The organism is Aurantibacillus circumpalustris (assembly GCF_029625215.1).
GTDB classification, from domain to species: Bacteria; Bacteroidota; Bacteroidia; order B-17B0; family Aurantibacillaceae; genus Aurantibacillus; species Aurantibacillus circumpalustris.
In genome coordinates this window covers 1663277-1682779 of sequence record NZ_CP121197.1, presented here as the reverse complement: position 1 = coordinate 1682779, position 19503 = coordinate 1663277, and the positions used below count along the sequence as shown (strand labels likewise).

Below are 19503 nucleotides of genomic sequence, written 5' to 3'. Positions count from 1 at the left end.
CGTTTTTAATCATAATAACCCTTCCGAACTATTTCGGAATTATTTAATTAATTAAGTGGTTCAAATGTAAGGTTTTATTTGGAATTGGGAAAAAGCAGCACAAAAAAACCCGGTAATAAAACCGGGTTTTTAGTATGATTTTGCAATATTATCTATATAAATTTATTGTACCCTTTTTGTCATTCGTTACACCATCTTTACCTGTAGTTTTAATTACATAGAAGTACACTCCTTCAGCGGCATCATTACCTTCTGCATTTTTCCCGTCCCATTCAATATTTCCACTCTCACTTACTAATTCGTAAACAATGCGACCCCAACGATCAACTATAGTCATATCAACACTTGAAAGATTGGTTGCTTTCAAGAAAAATAAATCATTAATACCGTCGCCATTAGGCGTAAACACATTCGGAATCACAAGTGAGGAAGGAAGTTCAACTTTGATCACTTTATATGCAGTATCTATACAAGCACCCTTTTTAGCAAACATAACCACTGTATAAGTACCTGCTTGAGTGTACTTAGCACTTGACGCGACTGTCGCAGAAATAGGTCCAGGTACAAATACAGTACCTGTTGTAATTCCAGAAATACTGCCATTTCCATAAGACCATAGTCCAAATACATTAGAACTATCAAGACTTGAGTAAGATTTATTGCTAAAATTTACGGTAAGTGGCGCGTAACCACTTTCAACATCAGACCCAAGAACAGCTGTTAAAGATCCAGTGATAGCTTTATAAACTTCTTTAGTAACACAACCGTTAATCGTATTTGTAACAACAACGCTGTAGTTTCCTGGAGCAGTAACGTCAAAAGTTTTTTTATCATTATTACCAACCACGCCCGCACCTGACCAGCTATAAGTAAGCCCTGAGCCTGGCAAGATAGTAGGTGCTAATGTAGTAAAATTAGACCCGCAATCAATTGTGTAGTCTTTTTTAACTGCCGGTGGAGCATCTACTTCAGGGTAACGACGGTTATCGATTACACTATATGTCCCACTTGCAATACATCCATTATTTAAATCCTTTGCTGTTAAAGTATACATACCAACCGTACCAGCAGTATAAGTAGAGCTCAATTGTAAAGGCTCTTGCGGACTTGGCCCTTCCCAAACATATCCAATCACCAGGCTGTTTGTTGTGAAAACTGAATTAGCAGGAATACTTGTTTTACTTTGATTAGTTAAAACAATTGTTGGAGTTAGACACGTTAAAGAGCTTGAGTTACTACCGCCACTAGTAATAGAAGCTGTTGGTGGAAAGGTGTTTTGATACATTGGTATAAGTGATGTACTCTTACACGTATTGTTAATATCAGTAATTGTTAGTGTGTATGTGTTAATCAAAGTAGTAGTTGGAGCAACCGTATTGATTAATACCGAGATAGTGTTGGATGCGATTGAATTTGGTGAACCTGGAGGAGGCACAAAATTCCATAAGTACCCAACGCCCTGGGTTTCACTAACCCCTTCTACAATTACTTTTCTAACATTACAGTCTAAAATTTGATTAGGTACAATTGCCCCAATATTAGGTGGGGTATTCTTTAATAAAACCGAAACCTGAGTTTGTGTTTCGCAAAAATTTGTATTGTCCTTAACAATCAATGTCCAAGTACCTGGAGTGGAAACATTTGTATTAGAACTCGTACCACTTAATGGAGTAGTTCCTGTTGGCACAGTTACTGTTCCTCCAGGTAGAACAAATGAATACGAAACTGGACCACCAGCTGTAGGCGTTGTAGCTGCACCAACAATATCTATAGTAATTACACTCTTTGTATTACAACCTAAAGTGAAGTTATTGAGACTCGAAACAGAAAATGTTGGGTAATTGTCATTCGTTGCAACTGTAAACGTTCTTTGAGAAGAACAACCATTTGCATCGTCTACAATAACATGTGTATACGTACCAGGACCACCTGGCGAATAAATAGTAGTATACGAGGTAGCAGAAAAAGTCCCACCCTGAGGCGAATAAATTTTGTGCGTCACGTTTATCGAGGGTGTAGCTATTGCTGTCAGCGTAGGTGCAGACGCTTGTAAACACGTAATATTAATGAGGTTTGTAGAAAGTGATGCGGTTGGGTTAGAAATATTCTGAGCAAGTAAAAAGGTATATGTTTTTGTGCAACCAGAAACAGTGTTTTGGCCAATTACAGATAGTGTACCCAAATGAGTAGCATTTAGTGAAATGGACTCGCTTTGCACTGGCAGAAATGATGCGCCTGTCCAAGTGTAAGTATTGTTAGGGTTATTTGCAATAAGTTCAAGTGTTTGTTGAACACAAGTAATTGAATAAATCCCACCAAAAGGTATCACCGAATAGATTGCAGGAGCCGGTTGTGGGTTTATAGTAAAATCAATTACCAAACTACATGAACCTGCCGTAACCACAACAGAATATGGACCAGGAGTTAGATTTGTTGTTGTAAATTGTTGAGGAGAGCTTAAATTCGCCGGAATTGGTGTCCACGAAAGTGTGTAAGCTGGAGGTGGCGTTGCCGGACTGAAGGTTAATCCTAAGTTGACAGCGTTAAAGCTATTGGTACATGTTGCTTGAGTGAAAGAAGGATTGCTACTAGGCTGAGGGTTCACAGTCACAGTTATTACAGAGGAAGCCGTAGCAGAGCCAGAAGATGAAAGTAATGTATATGATGTAGTACTACCAGGTGAAACAACAAAATTACCATTTCCATTAGGGGAAAAATTTCCAGGATTAAGCGTATAACTTGGGGTGCCGGTTATTGTGGTTGTTGGAACAATGGTATAAGAAGAACCACCACAAATAGATTGAGCTTGGAATTCAGAATATAAGCTCACAAAAACAAAAACGAACGCTAATAATTTTCTCATAATTTTAAATGTATCAATTTACAAATATACAAATACCTTGCTAAAATTTGCTAATATAATAAAAAATCCAGCCAAAATAGGCCGGATTTAATTTTTAAAGCTATCTGCCTATTTTTAAAGGAGTCTACCGAAACAAATTTATAGTCCCGTTTTCATTAAACTCCTGAGAGTCTTTTCCTGTAGCCTTTAAGGTATAAAAATATGTTCCTTCAGCAGCGTCTTTTCCAAGCATATTTTTTCCATCCCAAACAACATTTCCTTTATCACTTACGACTTCGTATACTAAAATTCCCCAGCGATCAAAAATGTGAATATTGATTTCGATCAAATTGGTAGCTTTTAAAAAGAAAAGGTCGTTTACTCCGTCTCCATTAGGCGTAAATACATTCGGAGTTTTTAAACTCGATGCAATATCTACAACAACAACCTTTTGTTTGTTATCCAAACAGGTTCCTTTAGTAACGTACAAAGTAACGGTGTATGAGCCAGGTTGATTAAAAACCGTTGAAGCAGATTCAACAGAGGTATAAGTTTTAGACGTTCCATTCCCGAAATTCCAAACTGAATTAATTTTTGTTTTTCCAGTTATCGGATTACTCGAGAATGAGTTGTTTTCAAAATTAACCTTTAGGGGAGCAAAACCAGTAATCTGATCCGGTTCAAAATCTGCAACAAGTTTGCCATTAAGTACTTCCATGTTAGTTCTACTAACACAACCATTTACCGTGTTGGTTACGATAATTGAATATTCCCCTGCATCTTTTACACTAAGCGTTAAAGAATTTAATCCACCAATAGTGGTTCCGGGAGGCGTTAACCACTGATAAGTCAGTCCTACTGTTGCACTAGCTTCACCTGTAATAAAAGGGTAAAGGGGGGTTTGAATATCTCCACAATCAACGCTTGTTGTTGGTGGAGATATCGGATTATTTAGGATAGGGTAACTTCTGTTATCTAACAAGGCTAAAGTTGTAAAAGAGGTACAACCATTGTTCAGATCTTTTGCAGTCATTGTATATATTCCGGCAACAGCCGCAGTATATGTTGAAGCATTTATTTTAGGAACCTGGGGCGACGGTCCTTGCCAAGAAGATACTACGGGATACGAGTAGCTTAAACCGCTCAGAGGTGGTATGGAAGAACTACTTTGATTGGTCAGGACAACACTAGTTGTTAAACAAGTGAGATATTTTTGCCCAATCGTAACCATTGCCTTTGGTGGGAACAAATTCTGATAAATTGGAATAACAGACGTGCTTTTGCATGTACTATGCATATTCGTTATTGTTAAAGTAAACGTATTTACCACAGTGTTTGTTAGTGCCCCTGAATTTTTTGAAACAAAAATCGTATCACCTTGCTGACTATTCGGATTGCCTACAAAATTCCAAAGATAACCTACGCCATTTGTAGTGCTTGTTCCCCTGAGGGTTACGTTTGGGTGATCACAATCCAGAATTTGCCTATCTACTATTGCATTAAGATTTGGCGTAAACGTATTTTGTAATACAGAAACCGGAACGCGTGTTTCACAACCGGTTGAATTGTCTTTTGTAATAACAATATAAGTACCCGGTGCACAAACTGTATAGAGATTAGATCCGCTTAAAGGGCCGGGGGCCGTTACTGAGCTGCTTCCAGGATTTAAAACGGTATATGAAACAGCACCGCCACTTGGGTCGGTATTTCCCTGTTCGATTGATAAAATAGCACAAGAGGTTGAAGTGCACCCTAACGTGAAATTCTGCGGACTGGTTACACTAAAAGTTGGGAAACCTTGTGAACAAGCAACCGAAAATTGCCGTGTGCTTGAGCATCCATTTACGTCGTTTACAATAACGTAAGTGTAAACGCCACAAGATGGAACATAAATCATGGTATGTGAAGCGGCAGAAACAGTGCCACCGTATGGGCTCAAAATGTTGTGCGTAACATTAATACTTGGAGTTGCCGTTGCAGTTACGGTAACAGGTGTTGGAAAGCTGCAATTAATATTTTGCATTGTTGGGCTAATTGTAGATAATGGTGCAACAGTATTTAATCCGATAAAAACAGTATGCGTAACATTGCAATTAGTTACTGGATCCTTTATAACGCAGGTATAGGTTGCAGAAGTATTGATCGTAATTGGATTAGAAGCAAAAGTTGCGCTGTTACTAGCCCAAAAATAATTTAATGTCCCGTACGTGTAGGACGTTTGAGCATCAAGATTAATTGATGGATTTGTACAAGTAATACTTTGGGAACCCGTTGTATTTACAATTGCAAATGTAGGATCCGGCGCAGCAGGCAATACCCCAAGTGTTTGAGTTACAAGGCATCCAAGAGGATCTTTTGCCGTTACAGATACAACCACTGTATTTGATAAAGTTGGCACAGTGTATGTTCCAACGGTCGTTTGGCTATTAAGACTCAAAGGTGTTGGTGACCAAACAATACTTGAAGGATTAGCGGCAGATCCAGAAGGTGTTAAAGTTATAACCGCTAAAGATCCACCGCAGGTCGCTTGCACAATATTTGCTAATAAAAGCGGTGCTGGAGTAATGGTGGTATTAATTACCCTTGCTATTGGTGCGCAGGATCCGGGAGGATTCATATAGAGAGTATAGGTTGTGGAAAGCGAAGAAGTGAAACACTGATTTGTCATTGATGGTGTGCTATAATTGCTTGGCACGCCTTGACCAGCCCATGAGTAGGGCCCTAGTCCGGGAGTTGCGCATATAGTAGCGCCAGTCGCTCCGCAAGTCGGCAGTGTTACACTCGGAGTTCCCGCTGGAAATGGTGTTCCATTTCCAGTAATGCTCATTGACGAACATTTTGCATCGAAATAAAAATAGGCACCATGTCCACCTGCTGAACAATCAACCACAGTGATATCCAATTGCACTAAATTATTTATATACTGAGTAAGATCCAGCGCGGAGCTTGTCCAATTCGAATATGACCAACCAGCGCCTTGAGCACCAATACATGGGCTAAAAACCGGGCCGCCAGGTGGAATCGAAAAAGAACACGCTGATCCTGGAACCGCAACAGAAATATTTGGACATGCTAATAGAGTTGAGGTATTGGTAACCGTATTCGTAACTGTTATTTTAATATTAAATCCCGCTTGCGTGCAGCAAGAATGAGATCCGTCTTCGATCACAGCAATGTAAGCATATTGAAACAGTGCGCTAGTGGCAGTTGGAATAAAAGTTTTAGTTAAACGCACTGCCTTTGCACCGGCAAGATCATTATTTAGTCGAATAAATGCGTTCCCTGATGGCGTCGTATTTGAAGAAGCATCAAAATAAGAACTTATTGTTCCAGGCATCCTGGTGTCACTTATCGTACCAAAATAAACTGTATAAAGATTTACTGCATTTAGATTTGGGGGGTTGCAACTATTACTGCTATTACCCGACTGCACACTCCATCCTTGAACGGAGTTTGGCGCCACAATATTCGATGTTGCAAGTTCAAAATCTTCATTGTTACATTCTCCGCCATTAACCGTAGTAAGTCGCGAAAACGGTACACTCTGAAATAGGGTGCGAGGGTTTGTTATTTTAAGCTGGTACTTTTGCTTTATAAAAGCACGCTTAGATCTGTAAATAAAAACTTTGTACTCTAAACCGTAGAAGTTTTCTGCTCTGGCTTCCAGAGATGCTGATTGCTCATCAAATCCGGCTACAGAATCTTGTGGGAATACATAAGAAGACATTATTTCAATTTGAGCATCACTGCTACTTGCGAGGGCTATGAGGACTAACAGCACAGCAATCATTTTTTTTAGATTGGTTTTCATTTTTTGGGTTTTAAGTAAGATTAATTTAAAACTGTTTACGTTTTGCATGTAATCAAATAGTGTGCCGAAAAATTAAATTACCTTAAACGATAAACAAATGATTAAAAAATAAAATCTCACAATCCTTTTCCTGAAAGGGTTTACAAAGATTCTATTTAACAAAAATACCAAAGAAAGAATTATATTTTTAACGTCCTTCTTTTGTACAAATAGATTTACATTAAAAATATTTTCGATTTTAGTCCTTGTTTTGATTTTTTATTAAACCTCTGTATTTGATTTTGAGTCAATAAAAAATTAAAGCTATCTTTGAATTTTAACACATTAACTTATGCAACTTCTACAAGATAAAGTAGCTCTTATTACAGGAGCAACGCGCGGAATTGGTAAAGGCATTGCTTTAACCTTTGCGAAAAACGGTGCCAATGTGGCTTTCACCTATCTAAGCTCAGATGAAAAAGCACGGGCTCTTGAAACAGAACTACAAAGTTTTGGAATAAAGGCAAAGGGATACAAAAGTGATGCCGGTGATTTTAAAGCGGCTGAAGAACTTGCAACAAGTGTTGTAAATGATTTTGGAACTATTGATGTGCTAGTTAATAATGCAGGTATTACCCGTGACACTCTTTTAATGCGCATGAGCGAACAACATTGGGACGATGTAATGAATGCAAATTTAAAATCAGTTTTTAATCTTGTAAAGGCGGTTCAACGTCCAATGCTCAAAGCAAAAAAAGGTTCTATCATCAATATGAGTTCTGTAGTTGGGGTAAAAGGCAATGCAGGTCAAAGTAATTACTCTGCATCGAAAGCAGGTATCATTGGTTTTACCAAATCCATTGCTCTTGAATTAGGTTCTCGTAACATTCGCAGCAATACTATTGCTCCCGGATTTATTGAAACTGAAATGACGGCTGCACTTGATGAAAAAGTTGTTCAGCAATGGCGCGATGGTATTCCTCTTAAACGTGGCGGCTCCGCAGAAGATGTTGCAAACCTCGCTTTGTTTTTAGCGAGCGATTTAAGTGGATACATTACCGGACAGTGTATTAGCGTGTGCGGTGGAATGTTGACTTAATGCGAATGTCCTAATTGGATCATAAAATTCTAGACCTTGTTCTCAAAAATTATAATTGATAGCCCTTGGTACTTTACATTCCTTAGTCTGGTTTTAAGCGCCAGTCTTGCACTATGGCTATATTATAAAAATAAGAAAAACACTGAAGTATCGAAAAATGTTTTAATTGGTATGGGAATACTTCGATTTGCCGGAGTATTTTTTATTTGTCTTTTTCTATTATCTATTTTTTTTAAACGTTTACAAAACGAAACCGAAAACCCAATTGTATTGCTGGCAATAGATAATTCTACATCAATTATTTCATCCACAGATAGCAGCTTTATAAAAAGTTCTTTTCAAGCAAATCTAGAAAAACTGAAAGCAAATCTTGGCGAGAAATACGAAATAAAAACACTTCTATTTGGCAACAAAGCTGAAACTACCACTAAAAAACCTAACTATTCTGAAAAAGAAACCGATATTGAAAATCTTATTTCAGAAGTAGATAACAATTATTCTAATCAAAATATTGGCGCTCTTATTTTAATAAGTGATGGGATTTATAACAAAGGTGCCAACCCCTTATATTCTGCAGAAAAATTAGGTTATCCCATTTATACAATTGCCACTGGCGACACGAATGAAATTCGAGATGTATTGATTCAAAAGATAAATCACAACCAGGTTGCTTACACTGGAAATAATTTTCCTGTAGAAGTGGTTTTAAATGCTAAGAAATTTATTGGTAGAGAAGTGAGTGTTACCTTAATGCAAGGCTCCATAGAAAAAGGGAAACACTCGGTTAAAATAACTTCAGATAATTTTTTAAGTTCTTGCAACTATACTTTAACAGCCTCTGGAGTTGGCGTAACAAAGTACTCAGCAAAAATATCAGTACTGGAGGGAGAAAAAAATATCGCGAATAATTCTCAAAGTTTTGTAATGGAAGTGATTGATAATAAGGAAAAAATTCTTTTACTCGCTGAAAATCCGCATCCTGACATTGCTGCGCTAAAAGATGTTATGCTGAACAATACGAATTATGAAATTGAATATGCCCTAACACAAAATTTCAGCAAAACACTCAAACCATACAGCTTGGTGATTTTTCAAGGTTACTCGCCTTCACAGAATCAATTGTTGAATCAATGTAAAAACGATCTTATTCCCTTTTGGATCATTAATCCAGCATCACCTGAAAATTTACCGGGAATTAAAATCACGGGTTCAATAAACAGGTATAATGATTCAGAACCGGTTCTTAATAATACATTCGGACTATTTACCGTGAGTACTGAAACGAAAAAATTTATGAATGATCTGCCTGCTACTAAAACCTTTTTTGGTAATTATAGTTTGGGAAATGGCTCACAGAGTCTTATAAATCAAAGAATAGGAAGCGTTGATACCGAAAACCCCATATTGTTTTTCACAGAATTAAATGGATTGAAAAGTGCTGTTTTTATAGGCGATGGGTTGTGGAAATGGAAGTTTAGGGATTTTGCAGAACATAACAATCACAATTTATTTAATGAACTCATCAGTAAAACGATTCAATACCTATCGGTTAAAAGCGACAAAAGTTTTTTTAGAGTGAGTGCGCCAAAAATTATTAATGAAAATACGGAAATTGAAATTGGTGCTGAAGTATACAACAAAAGCTATGAATCTATCACTGAGCCTGACATTACTCTGGTAATCACAAATTCCGAAAACAAAAAATTTAACTACACATTTAGTAAAACAACAAATGCTTATAAATTGAATATAGGTATTTTACCTCCAGGCGAATACCGTTATGATGCAAGTGTAAAAAACAATAACGAACTTTTTGTAAAGCAAGGTGTGTTTGCTGTTAAAGAAGTTATTTCAGAAAAAATTAATACCGTTGCTAACCACCAATTACTTTTTCAGGTATCAAATAGAACAGCAGGAAAATTTTATTACCCAAGAGATTTGCAAAAACTGGAGAACGATTTGTTGACGAGTGAAACCATTAAACCAATAACCTATACTCAAATTTCAACATCTTCCTTAATAGACCTAAAATGGCTTTTTTGGATTATTTTGGGCCTTTTTTCAGTAGAATGGTTCTTTAGAAAGCGTTTTTTGTCCATTTAACCTCAAAATAATGAAAAAACTGACCTATTTTGCCTCATTTTTAGCAATAATTACGTTTTTTTTAAGCTGTACGAGTTTTCCAGAAGCAAAAAAAGAGTCTCCAGAAATTAATGAAGTACCCCCTAATTCAAATTTTAAAATTGTATTACCCGAAAACCATACTACTGGCTATATTTGGCAATTAAAACAAGATTACGATCCAACTGTTATTTCGCAAATTAATGAGGTTTGGCACGGAAACGACAAAGGTATCTATTTCAATTTGAGCGCTTTAGCCATTGGCCAAACAACATTGACCTTTATCTCACGAAAATATAGGGATACTGCTGATATTAAGCACTTTATTGTTAAAATTGGCGGTAATTAACTTGCCAATAAAGGCAATTTTACTATCTTTACGTTCGGCAAAAAAAGCCGTAAAAACTACTACCACTAATGAGTAATCAAACGCAGAGTATTTTAAGATTCAACAACACAAATCGTCAATTTTACACAGAACTAAAGAAAAGAGTTGACAGCTATTTCAAAGAAAATCAAGTAAGTAAGAGTGGAAATATTGGCATGTACCTAAAAACGGTATTTATGTTCGCTGCTTATCTTATTCCTTATTTTTTAATCGTATTTAATGTGTTTGATAGTCAACTTATCTGGTTATTGTTAGCGGTTTTAATGGGTTTTGCCATGGCGGGCATCGGACTTTGTGTGATGCACGATGCTAATCACGGTAGTTATAGCAAGAATGTAAAATTTAATAAAATATTAGGATATATTTCGATTAGTCTTTTAGGAGGATATTCTTTAAACTGGAGAATTCAGCATAACGTAATTCACCATACTTACACGAATGTTCACGAGCACGACGAAGACATTGCCCCTCCAGGATTTATGCGTTTTGAACCACATTCTGATAAAAAATGGATTCACAAATTACAATTTTTATATGCTTGGTTTTTTTATGGCATGATGACTTTGATGTGGAGCACTACCAAGGATTTTAAACAACTTGCGCGTTACAATAAGAAAGGACTTTTAAAAGGAGCCAATACGACTTATGGTTTGGAACTAGGTTTACTCATCATGTCAAAAACTATTTATTACGGTTACATGTTGGTGCCATTTTTTTTAGTGAAAGAAATGAGCTTTTTACAGTGGTTGTTGGGTTTTGTTGTTATGAATTACGTTGCAAGCTTAATTTTGGCAATGATTTTTCAACCAGCGCATGTTGTTTCAGAAACTGAATTTCCTTTACCAGATGATGCTGGTAGCCTTGAAAATCACTGGGCAGAACACCAAATGAGAACAACAATGAATTTTGCAACCGGTGACCCTATTTTTACTTGGTTGGTAGGTGGTTTAAATCATCAAGTTGAACATCATTTGTTCCCAACAATTTGTCATATGCACTATCCTAAAATTTCTAAGATTGTAGAAAATACCGCTAAAGAATTTAATGTACCCTACTTGTCAAGAAAAACCTTTGCAGGCGCCTTATGGTCGCATGAACAAATGCTTTGGAAATTTGGCAGAGCTTAATTAAAGTAAAAGCCTCTTCATGTGAAGAGGCTTTTTTTATATTAATCACATTTTATTTTCTGTAACTCTTCGACTGATTTAGGAAAACCTAATTCCTTAGCCTTTTTTAAATCTTCGCAAGCACCGGCTATATCAGATTGATATTTTTTTGCTATACCTCTATAATGATAAGCTTTACCAAGTTCAGGTTTAAGTTCGAGTGATTTCGTGAAATCTTTAATAGCACTTAAATCGTTTCCATCAGCTATAAAGCACATCGCTCTTTCAAGGTAAGCACTCGCGTAATCTGGGCTTAATTGAATGGCTGAACCAGCATCTAAAATACCTCCTTTATAATCTTTCAACTGATATTTAGCCAAAGCTCTGTAATAATAATACTCAGCACTTTCTTTTAGTGCGATTGCGCTGGTCATGTCGGCAATCACTACTTTATTTTCCATGAGCTGATATTTTGATAAACCTCTGTAATAATACGCCAAAACATTTTTATTATCCCGCGCCAATGCTTTTGTTTGATCTTCAGCACATTCCTTATCCTTGCCCATATAAAAAAAAGTGGCCCCTCTGTGTACAAAGGCATTGGATTGATTATTACCCAACTTTATTGATTTATCAAAATCGAATAAGGCGTTACCATATTCTTTCAAATAAAACTCTGAGAGAGCTTTACTATAATAAAACTCGTAATCTTTAGGTTGCAAAGAGATGGCACTATCGTAATCCTTAATTGCCTCAGCATCCTTTTTTAAATAAAATTTTACGAGTCCTCTCTTGTAAAAAACATTGGCGTCATTAACACCAGATTCTATTGCCTTGTTATAATACTCTAATGCTTCCGAATATTTTTTTTGCTCGTAATTTGCTTCTGCAATTTTTACATAATCGCCTGATCTGAGTTGAGCTCCGGCAACATTAAAAATAAAAAGGAGGATTATTAAACATACGCCACTTTTCATGTTATGAAGTTACATGATTAATTTCTTTATGCTCTAAAACAAGTAAAAAATGCTGAATAATTTAGATGAACGCGCTTTACACGACCATAAAATCAACCGACTTTTAAAAATACACTCTGCGAAAAACGCTTGCAGATGAACCGTCAAAAAAAGTTCTTCGATTACTTCATGTACTTTGACCTCACGTCGCTAAAGCCAGGGAAATTATTATAATGCCATTTTGCAATAACCGTTCCGTCCTTAATTAACATAAGACCTGGGTTACTTCTGATCATTGTTTTTAAAACAGTATTATCGACAGACGCAAAATCAAAAAGTGCGTTGTATTTGTGTTTAAAATTATCGATTTCCTTTGCGCCACTTGCAGAAAGTGCTATGAAATTGTATTTCGCATCCGTTGCGAGTTTGTAAAAATCATTTATTTGAGAAATAAGTGTTTCATCGTCACTTGTGTACGCTAGTTCATTCATCACCAACCAGAAACTATAATTTTTTTCATTTAAAAGAGAATCTGTAATAGCAACACCATCTAAATTATTTACAGTAAAGTCAGTAATTTTTGGTTCATCTATTGCATCTTTTACCACAACATTATCGGTTGCGAACCATCTCCAATTAAGGGTATCCTGCCATGGGTAGGTTTGAAGATTAAAATGTTCTTTTACACCTGTTTTTATATTTTCATAAATAAATCCTGTTTCAATAACTGCTGGCAAGTACGTTTCAGGAAACTTCATATTGTCTTTAATATTCATTCCAACAGCGTAAGGTCTGAAATCCTTTGGTGGCAAGTTACGATAAGCATACACAGGAAATCCTATCGAAAATAAAATTCCTACTGTTAGAAAAGCACTTGAAAGCATGGGTGCAAACACCTCATTGATATTCTTTTTACCTACATATAAAACAGTAATAGAAATCATTAAAATAACATCTTTCCAAAAACTTTCCCATGGTTTCAATTTCCAAAAATCACCAAAACAACCACAATGTGTTACCTTATTGTAGCACGCTGAATAAAAAGTAAGGAAAGTGAAAAAAGCAATTTGTGCAAATAATAGGCTAAGAGTAAGATTGGTTTTTGCGCCAAGTAATAACATAACACCTAAAATAATTTCACTAGCGCAAATAATTATAGCCAATGGCAAAGCTATGTGCGCAAAGGATTCAAAGAAAGCCATGCCAGTGTCGTTCTGAAATACTTCGAAATACTCTTTCAGCTTATAACTAAATCCAACTGGATCATTTGCTTTAATTGCTCCAGAAAAAATAAATAAACCTCCAACAAAAACTCTTACCGCTTGTGTAAACCAGAAGAAAGACGTTTTAATCATTCCTTTACCATTCATTAAAAAAGGAAAGACGTTTAAAATCACCAACAAGGTGACAAGTATTTTTAAAAGCGTTGGCTTTTCAAAACAAGGCGGACAAATAAAATAAATTAATAATGCCAAACATCCGGACCAGATAAGCTGAAATAATTTTGAGGATAGGAATTTTTTCATGCGCAGTTATAAAGCGTTTATAGAATTTCTTAAAGATATTGTGATATATAAGTTTATTAAAGCCTCTTTACTATTTTTAACTCTTTTGCGTTAATTTAATGAGAGCAAAAACTGAATAATTAATCATATCCATGTAATTTGCATCTACTCCCTCACTAATAATGGTTTTTCCATCATTATCTTCAATCTGTTTAACTCTGAAAATTTTCATTAAAATTAAATCCGTTAAAGAACTGATGCGCATATCGCGCCATGCTTCACCATAATCATGGTTTTTATCTTCCATTAACTTTTTAGTTTGCGATAGGTATTTGAGATACAAAGTTTCCACCTCAGCATAGGGAAGATCAACTCGCGTATCACCCACCAGTTCTAATTGTATAAGGGCGATCGCACAGTAGTTAATAATACCAATATACTCCCCTTTAATATCATCTTCCACTTTTTGAGTACCTTTTTCTTCAATACTTTTAATGCGTTGGGCTTTGATAAAAATTTGGTCGGTAAGCGATTTTGGTCGCAAATTTCTCCATGCCGTACCATAGTCCTTCATTTTCTTTAAAAAGATATCTTTGCATAGCGATATTGCTGCGTCGTATTGTTGCGATGTGTTTTGCATAAATTTATGAGCACTAAAATTAGTGAAATTAAACCAATTGAATATTCCTGCAAAGGGAAAATTATAACATTTAATGCGCCACTTATAATGGGCATTGTTAATATAACACCCGATAGCTTCTACGATGGTGGCAAATACAGTACTGTTAAAGATGTTCTGAATGATGTAGAAGAAAAAATTAAACAAGGAGCTCATATAATAGACATTGGTGCAGCTTCTACCCGTCCAAACGCCATAGAACTAAGCGACACAGAAGAATGGGAGCGTTTAAAAGAAAATCTGAATGAAATCAGAAAGACCTTTCCAAACACTTTAATTAGCGTAGATACTTACAGAGCTTCGATTGCAAAGCAAAGTGCAGAATACGGAGCAGATATAATAAACGATATTGGCGGTGGAAATCTTGATAAAAACATGTTTGCTACGGTTGCTGAACTCGACTTACCATACGTTCTCATGCACATTCAAGGCACTCCACAAACCATGCAAATTAATCCGCATTATCAAAATGTTCTACAAGAAATCAAAAGTAACTTTGAATTAAAGATTGAATTGCTCGCAAAACTTAATTTCAAAAAAATAATTTTAGATCCCGGCTTTGGTTTTGGTAAAACACTTGAAAACAACTATACACTTTTAAAAGGCATTGATCAATTTAGTAATTTAGGCTTCCCTATCTTAGCCGGAATTTCAAGAAAAGCGATGATAAATAAGGTAATTGGAACAAATCCCGTCACGGCTCTTAATGGCACCACTGTACTTAACACCATTGCGCTTTTGAACGGCGCTCAACTTTTACGTGTGCACGATGTTAGTGAAGCAAAACAAGCTATAGAATTAACAGAGTTTTACAAGAATGCATAACAACTGAATTTGTAATTTTAATTAACTTCAATTTTTTTAAATAGACAGATGAGACGCTTTAAAAAACTTTTTTTATTTTTTGCCCTAATTTTTTCTTTTAGCGTCCTTAACTTTTCGTTTGTTGGCGCTCCTTACTCTTATCAAATCGCTTTACTAAAATACAATGGTGGTGGCGACTGGTACGCTAACTTAGAAACCTCTCTACCTAATCTTGTCAAATTTTGTAATGCTCAAATAAAAACCAATATCAATCCTGAACAAGCGATTGTAGATGCCGGAAGTGTTGAGCTGTTTAACTATCCATTCATACACATGACAGGTCACGGTAATGTTATTTTTTCGAATCAGGAAGCTGAAAATCTTCGCAATTATTTAATCGCTGGCGGTTTTTTACATGTGAGCGATAATTATGGAATGGACAAATTTATTCGTCCCCAATTAAAAAAAATATTTCCCGAACTAGATCTTGTTGAATTACCTTTCACCCACCCAATTTATCATCAAAAATTTGACTTTAATTCGGGCTTACCAAAAATTCACGAGCACGATAATTCTGCGCCGAAAGGATTTGGGCTAATTTATAAAGGTCGTTTAGTCTGTTTTTATGATTTCGAATGTGACTTAGGCGATGGTTGGGAAAGCACAGAAATTCACAACGACAGTGAAGAAGGACGCACTAAAGCTTTAAAAATGGGAGCCAACATTATATCCTATGCTTTTATGGGCTTTGATAAAAAATAAACAGTAACTTTTGTATGAGGTGTTCGTCTAATAACAGTTAAACTAAAGTTAATTCATGAGCAAAACATTTACGGTACTTTTTTTTATATTTCTTAATCTGCCATTTGTTTCGCAAATTTACATTTTATCGGGAAAAATATCAGATAAGACCGAAGCGCTTCCTTTTGCTACGGTTATAGTGAAAGGATCGAATTACAACACAATTAGTAATGTAAATGGTCTCTACAACCTAAAACTTCCGGCCGGTAATTACGAAATAGTTTTTCAATACATTGGTTACGCCAGAAAAACAGAAAAAGTTATTTTAAACGAAAACAAAACGCTAAATATTTTTCTTAATCCCGATGCCATTTCCTTAAAAGAAGTCGAAATTAAAGCGGGCGAAGACCCAGCCTACCCTATTATGCGGCAGGCAATTAAAAACAGAAAACATTATCTCAATCAACTCGATGCGTATACTTGTAACGCTTACATTAAAGGACTTCAAAAAATAAATGGCATTCCTAAAAATATTAGAGGACTTATAAAACTAGCCGGCGGTGAGCTTTCAGATACGAATGAGATAAAGGGTGTTATATACCTGTCGGAAAGTGTAAGTAAATATCATTTTCAAAAACCTGAAAAAGAAAAAGAAATTATGCTCAGCAGTAAAGTGAGCGGTGACAATAAATCGTTTAGTTTTAATAAGCTAAGCGATATGAAATTGAATTTTTATAACAATCTTATTTTGCTTGGAAATGTAAGCGATCGTCCATTTATTTCGCCATTAAATGAAAACGCTTTTCTGTTTTATAGATACTACTTAATGGGCACAGTTCAAGGAGAAGGCAAAACAATAAACAAAATAAAAGTAGTTCCAAAACATAAAACAGATCCTTGTTTTTCTGGGGTAATATATATACAAGACAGTACCTGGAGAATTACAAGTATTGACTTAATGCTTAGTAAAGAAGCAAAAATTAATTTTATCGATACCCTTAACATCAAGCAATTACACGCTTCTATTGTTGGCGATAGTCTTTGGATGCCACTGAGTTTAAATTTAACCTTCGATTTGCATGCTTTTGGTTTTGAAGGCAACGGTTATTTTAATGCCAATTTGAGCGCGTATGATTTGAATCCCGTTTATCCAAAAAACTTTTTTAATAACGAAATTCTAAAGGTAGAAGATGATGCTAATAAAAAAGATTCTATCTACTGGGAAAACATACGGACCACACCTTTAACTCAGGAAGAAATAAATGATTATAGAAAAAAGGACAGTATTTCTAAGATAAGGGATACAGATAGGTATAAAGACTCTGTTGATAAACAAAGAAATAAACTTAAGCTTAGAGATATTTTTTTTGGGTATGAGTATAATAAAACAAAGAAGAATTTTAATGTCTTACTTCCAGGACTCATCGCGAATGGCATTCAATACAATACCGTTGAAGGATTAAATTTGAGTTATAAATTTAGTATTAACAAGACTTTTGAAGATTTCAGGCGTTTTACTGTGAGTGGGAGAGCGCGGTATGGCTTCAGCAACAAATTGTGGGGAGGAGAAGTAGGCTTTAATTATTATTACAAACCCAAATCCTTTTCAAATTTTGGCTTTAAGATTAAATCTATTGCGGAACAATACAATCAACTCGATCCTATTTCACCGCTTATCAACTCAATGTATTCACTTTTGTTAAATGAGAATTACATGAAAGTTTTTAAAGAAACAGGAGTGGAAGGAAATTATTTTACGGAGCTTTCAAACGGTGTATTCTTTACGGGTATTGTGCGCTACATGCAACGTGATCCACTAAGAAATACAAGTGATATTTTAATTATTGATGATCGATCTAAACTATTTACAAGCAACGATCCAAGAAATGCGTTTACCCACGACTCTATGTTTAGCACTAACAGAGCCTTTACAACTGAGTTCACTTTTACTTTCAGATTTAAACAACGGTATTATTCGCTTCCAGATCAAAAAGTACTTGCGGGTAGTAAATATCCAAGATTAAGTGTGACTTATAAAAGAGCGTTTCCCATTTTAAACACGAGTGCCGACTACGATTTATTAAGCGCCAGTCTTTCCGATAGAATTAGATTGGGTTTATTCGGTAATCTGGCTTATCGCATAAGAGGCGGCGGATTTATTGACACAAAAAAATTATTTTTTATGGATTTCAAATATTTTCTTGGAAACCAAACAATCTTTAATACCAACGACTACTTAAGTAGTTTTCGATTACTCCCTTATTATACTTTTAGTGCTGATAGATGGTTTAGTGAAATTCATGCGGAGCATCATTTTCAAGGCTTTATAATTAGCCAGATCCCTTTAATTAAACGTTTAAAAATACAAGAAGTAATTGGCGGCCATTTTTTAACCAGCAACAAATTAAAATATTATTACGAAATAAATTTTGGCTTAGAAAAAATATTCCGAATTATTCGTTTAGATTATGTGTTGGGTTACGCACCTGATACAAAGCTGAAACAAGGCTTTACCCTTGGTATTAATTTATCATTTTAATACATTAATACCAGTTATACAATTTCAGGCAAAATCATTTCTTTTTTTGCCAATTTATTTTATCTTTATGTTATGCTTAAGTACATTTTGTATAGTTTTTTCTTTGTTTCAACAATTAACGCCCAACTTTTTTCAGAACAATTTGAAGCGCAAGCTTCAGGCGGGAAGGGTCAGATTGAACAGGTTATTGAAACACAACTTACATTGCCAAAAACGATTCTCACGTCAAATTTTGACGTGCATGTAAATGCGCTTTTTGATCTCGATTCTTCAGGACATGCCACAAACATCAAGTTTAAAACAGGTGTTAATAATGCGCTCAGAAACGAGACCAAGCGTATTCTTCGTTTTATTCGTTTTACAAAAACACAAAACGAAGCATACGAAACATACCCCTACTCGTTTTCATTTCCGATTTCTACTTCGCGCTATAATAAATTTTTAAAACAGCGTTTGCGTCTTAATCTTAAGAAAGGAATTCAAATAGATAGCAGTTTTATTGTCTATGCAAAAGCAGACCGAGCTCCTGAATATTATAAAAATGGTGAGGAAGGTATGAATGACTACATTCTTTCAGAAATGGAGTACCCTAAACTTGCCATTGAAAAATCAGTTGAAGGTACTGTTGTTATTGAATTTATTGTGGAGGCTAACGGATACGTAACCGACCTTACAATAAAACAGGGCCTGGGAGCTGGTTGCGCCGAAGAAGCATTACGTATACTAAAATTAACACGATGGCAGCCAGCTATTATAAACGAAAAGTACGTCCGGTATAAAGTAAGTTATCCTATCACCTTCAGTCTCAGGAATGTTAATAGAGACGCATCTTCTTCAATTGGGCAGTAGAAAACTTAGCAACGAATTACAGCAATTTACACTAATTTTTTCAGCTAAACATGAAAAAGATCTTATCAATCATGCTTAACACAA

13 protein-coding genes are annotated in these 19503 nt (G+C 35.5%); 8 read left to right on the top strand and 5 right to left on the bottom strand.

Translation table 11 applies throughout. The features are described from left to right. Positions 1-148 precede the first annotated feature (148 nt). Together P2086_RS07055 and P2086_RS07050 are read right to left on the bottom strand one after the other, a co-directional pair. Positions 149-2863: a T9SS type B sorting domain-containing protein gene (locus tag P2086_RS07055; protein WP_317899742.1), complete on the bottom strand. Its 2715-nt coding sequence runs from the start codon at positions 2861-2863 to the stop codon at positions 149-151. Between the two features lie 124 nt (positions 2864-2987). Further along, entirely contained in the window at positions 2988-6653 is a 3666-nt protein-coding gene (locus P2086_RS07050; RefSeq protein ID WP_317899741.1) for a T9SS type B sorting domain-containing protein, read from the bottom strand. Between the two features lie 331 nt (positions 6654-6984). On the opposite strand from P2086_RS07050, the gene fabG reads away from it, so the two are divergent. The 4 genes from fabG to P2086_RS07030 all read left to right on the top strand — a co-directional run bounded on the left by fabG (position 6985) and on the right by P2086_RS07030 (position 11367). After that, complete coding sequence (gene fabG / locus P2086_RS07045; RefSeq protein WP_317899740.1) at positions 6985-7731, top strand: 3-oxoacyl-[acyl-carrier-protein] reductase; 747 nt, start codon at positions 6985-6987, stop codon at positions 7729-7731. Positions 7732-7767: 36 nt separating this feature from the next. After that, entirely contained in the window at positions 7768-9834 is a 2067-nt protein-coding gene (locus P2086_RS07040; protein ID WP_317899739.1) for a vWA domain-containing protein, read from the top strand. A gap of 10 nt (positions 9835-9844) precedes the next feature. Beyond that, positions 9845-10201, top strand: a complete 357-nt coding sequence (locus P2086_RS07035) for a protease inhibitor I42 family protein (RefSeq protein WP_317899738.1) — start codon at positions 9845-9847, stop codon at positions 10199-10201. Between the two features lie 68 nt (positions 10202-10269). After that, on the top strand, positions 10270-11367 hold the full coding sequence (locus P2086_RS07030) for a fatty acid desaturase family protein (RefSeq protein WP_317899737.1): 1098 nt from the start codon (positions 10270-10272) through the stop codon (positions 11365-11367). Between the two features lie 41 nt (positions 11368-11408). Here the strand turns inward: P2086_RS07030 and P2086_RS07025 are convergent, their stop codons facing one another. The 3 genes from P2086_RS07025 to P2086_RS07015 all read right to left on the bottom strand — a co-directional run bounded on the left by P2086_RS07025 (position 11409) and on the right by P2086_RS07015 (position 14447). After that, positions 11409-12323: a tetratricopeptide repeat protein gene (locus P2086_RS07025; protein WP_317899736.1), complete on the bottom strand. Its 915-nt coding sequence runs from the start codon at positions 12321-12323 to the stop codon at positions 11409-11411. A 161-nt stretch (positions 12324-12484) separates the two neighbouring features. Then, positions 12485-13828, bottom strand: coding sequence for a BT_3928 family protein (locus P2086_RS07020; protein WP_317899735.1), 1344 nt, complete (start codon positions 13826-13828; stop codon positions 12485-12487). A gap of 76 nt (positions 13829-13904) precedes the next feature. Further along, a complete protein-coding gene (locus tag P2086_RS07015) occupies positions 13905-14447 on the bottom strand; it encodes a DUF1599 domain-containing protein (protein WP_317899734.1) in 543 nt (180 codons plus the stop codon). 6 nt (positions 14448-14453) lie between these two features. Between P2086_RS07015 and folP the strand changes: the two genes are divergently transcribed. From folP to P2086_RS06995, 4 genes are all read left to right on the top strand, one after another. Further along, positions 14454-15311 (top strand): dihydropteroate synthase, encoded by an 858-nt coding sequence (folP, locus tag P2086_RS07010; protein ID WP_317899733.1) that lies wholly within the window; start codon positions 14454-14456, stop codon positions 15309-15311. Positions 15312-15359: 48 nt separating this feature from the next. Beyond that, positions 15360-16052, top strand: coding sequence for a DUF4159 domain-containing protein (locus tag P2086_RS07005; RefSeq protein ID WP_317899732.1), 693 nt, complete (start codon positions 15360-15362; stop codon positions 16050-16052). A gap of 55 nt (positions 16053-16107) precedes the next feature. Continuing rightward, positions 16108-18570: a DUF5686 and carboxypeptidase regulatory-like domain-containing protein gene (locus P2086_RS07000; protein ID WP_317899731.1), complete on the top strand. Its 2463-nt coding sequence runs from the start codon at positions 16108-16110 to the stop codon at positions 18568-18570. Between the two features lie 72 nt (positions 18571-18642). Further along, positions 18643-19419, top strand: coding sequence for an energy transducer TonB (locus P2086_RS06995; protein ID WP_317899730.1), 777 nt, complete (start codon positions 18643-18645; stop codon positions 19417-19419). Positions 19420-19503 lie beyond the last annotated feature (84 nt).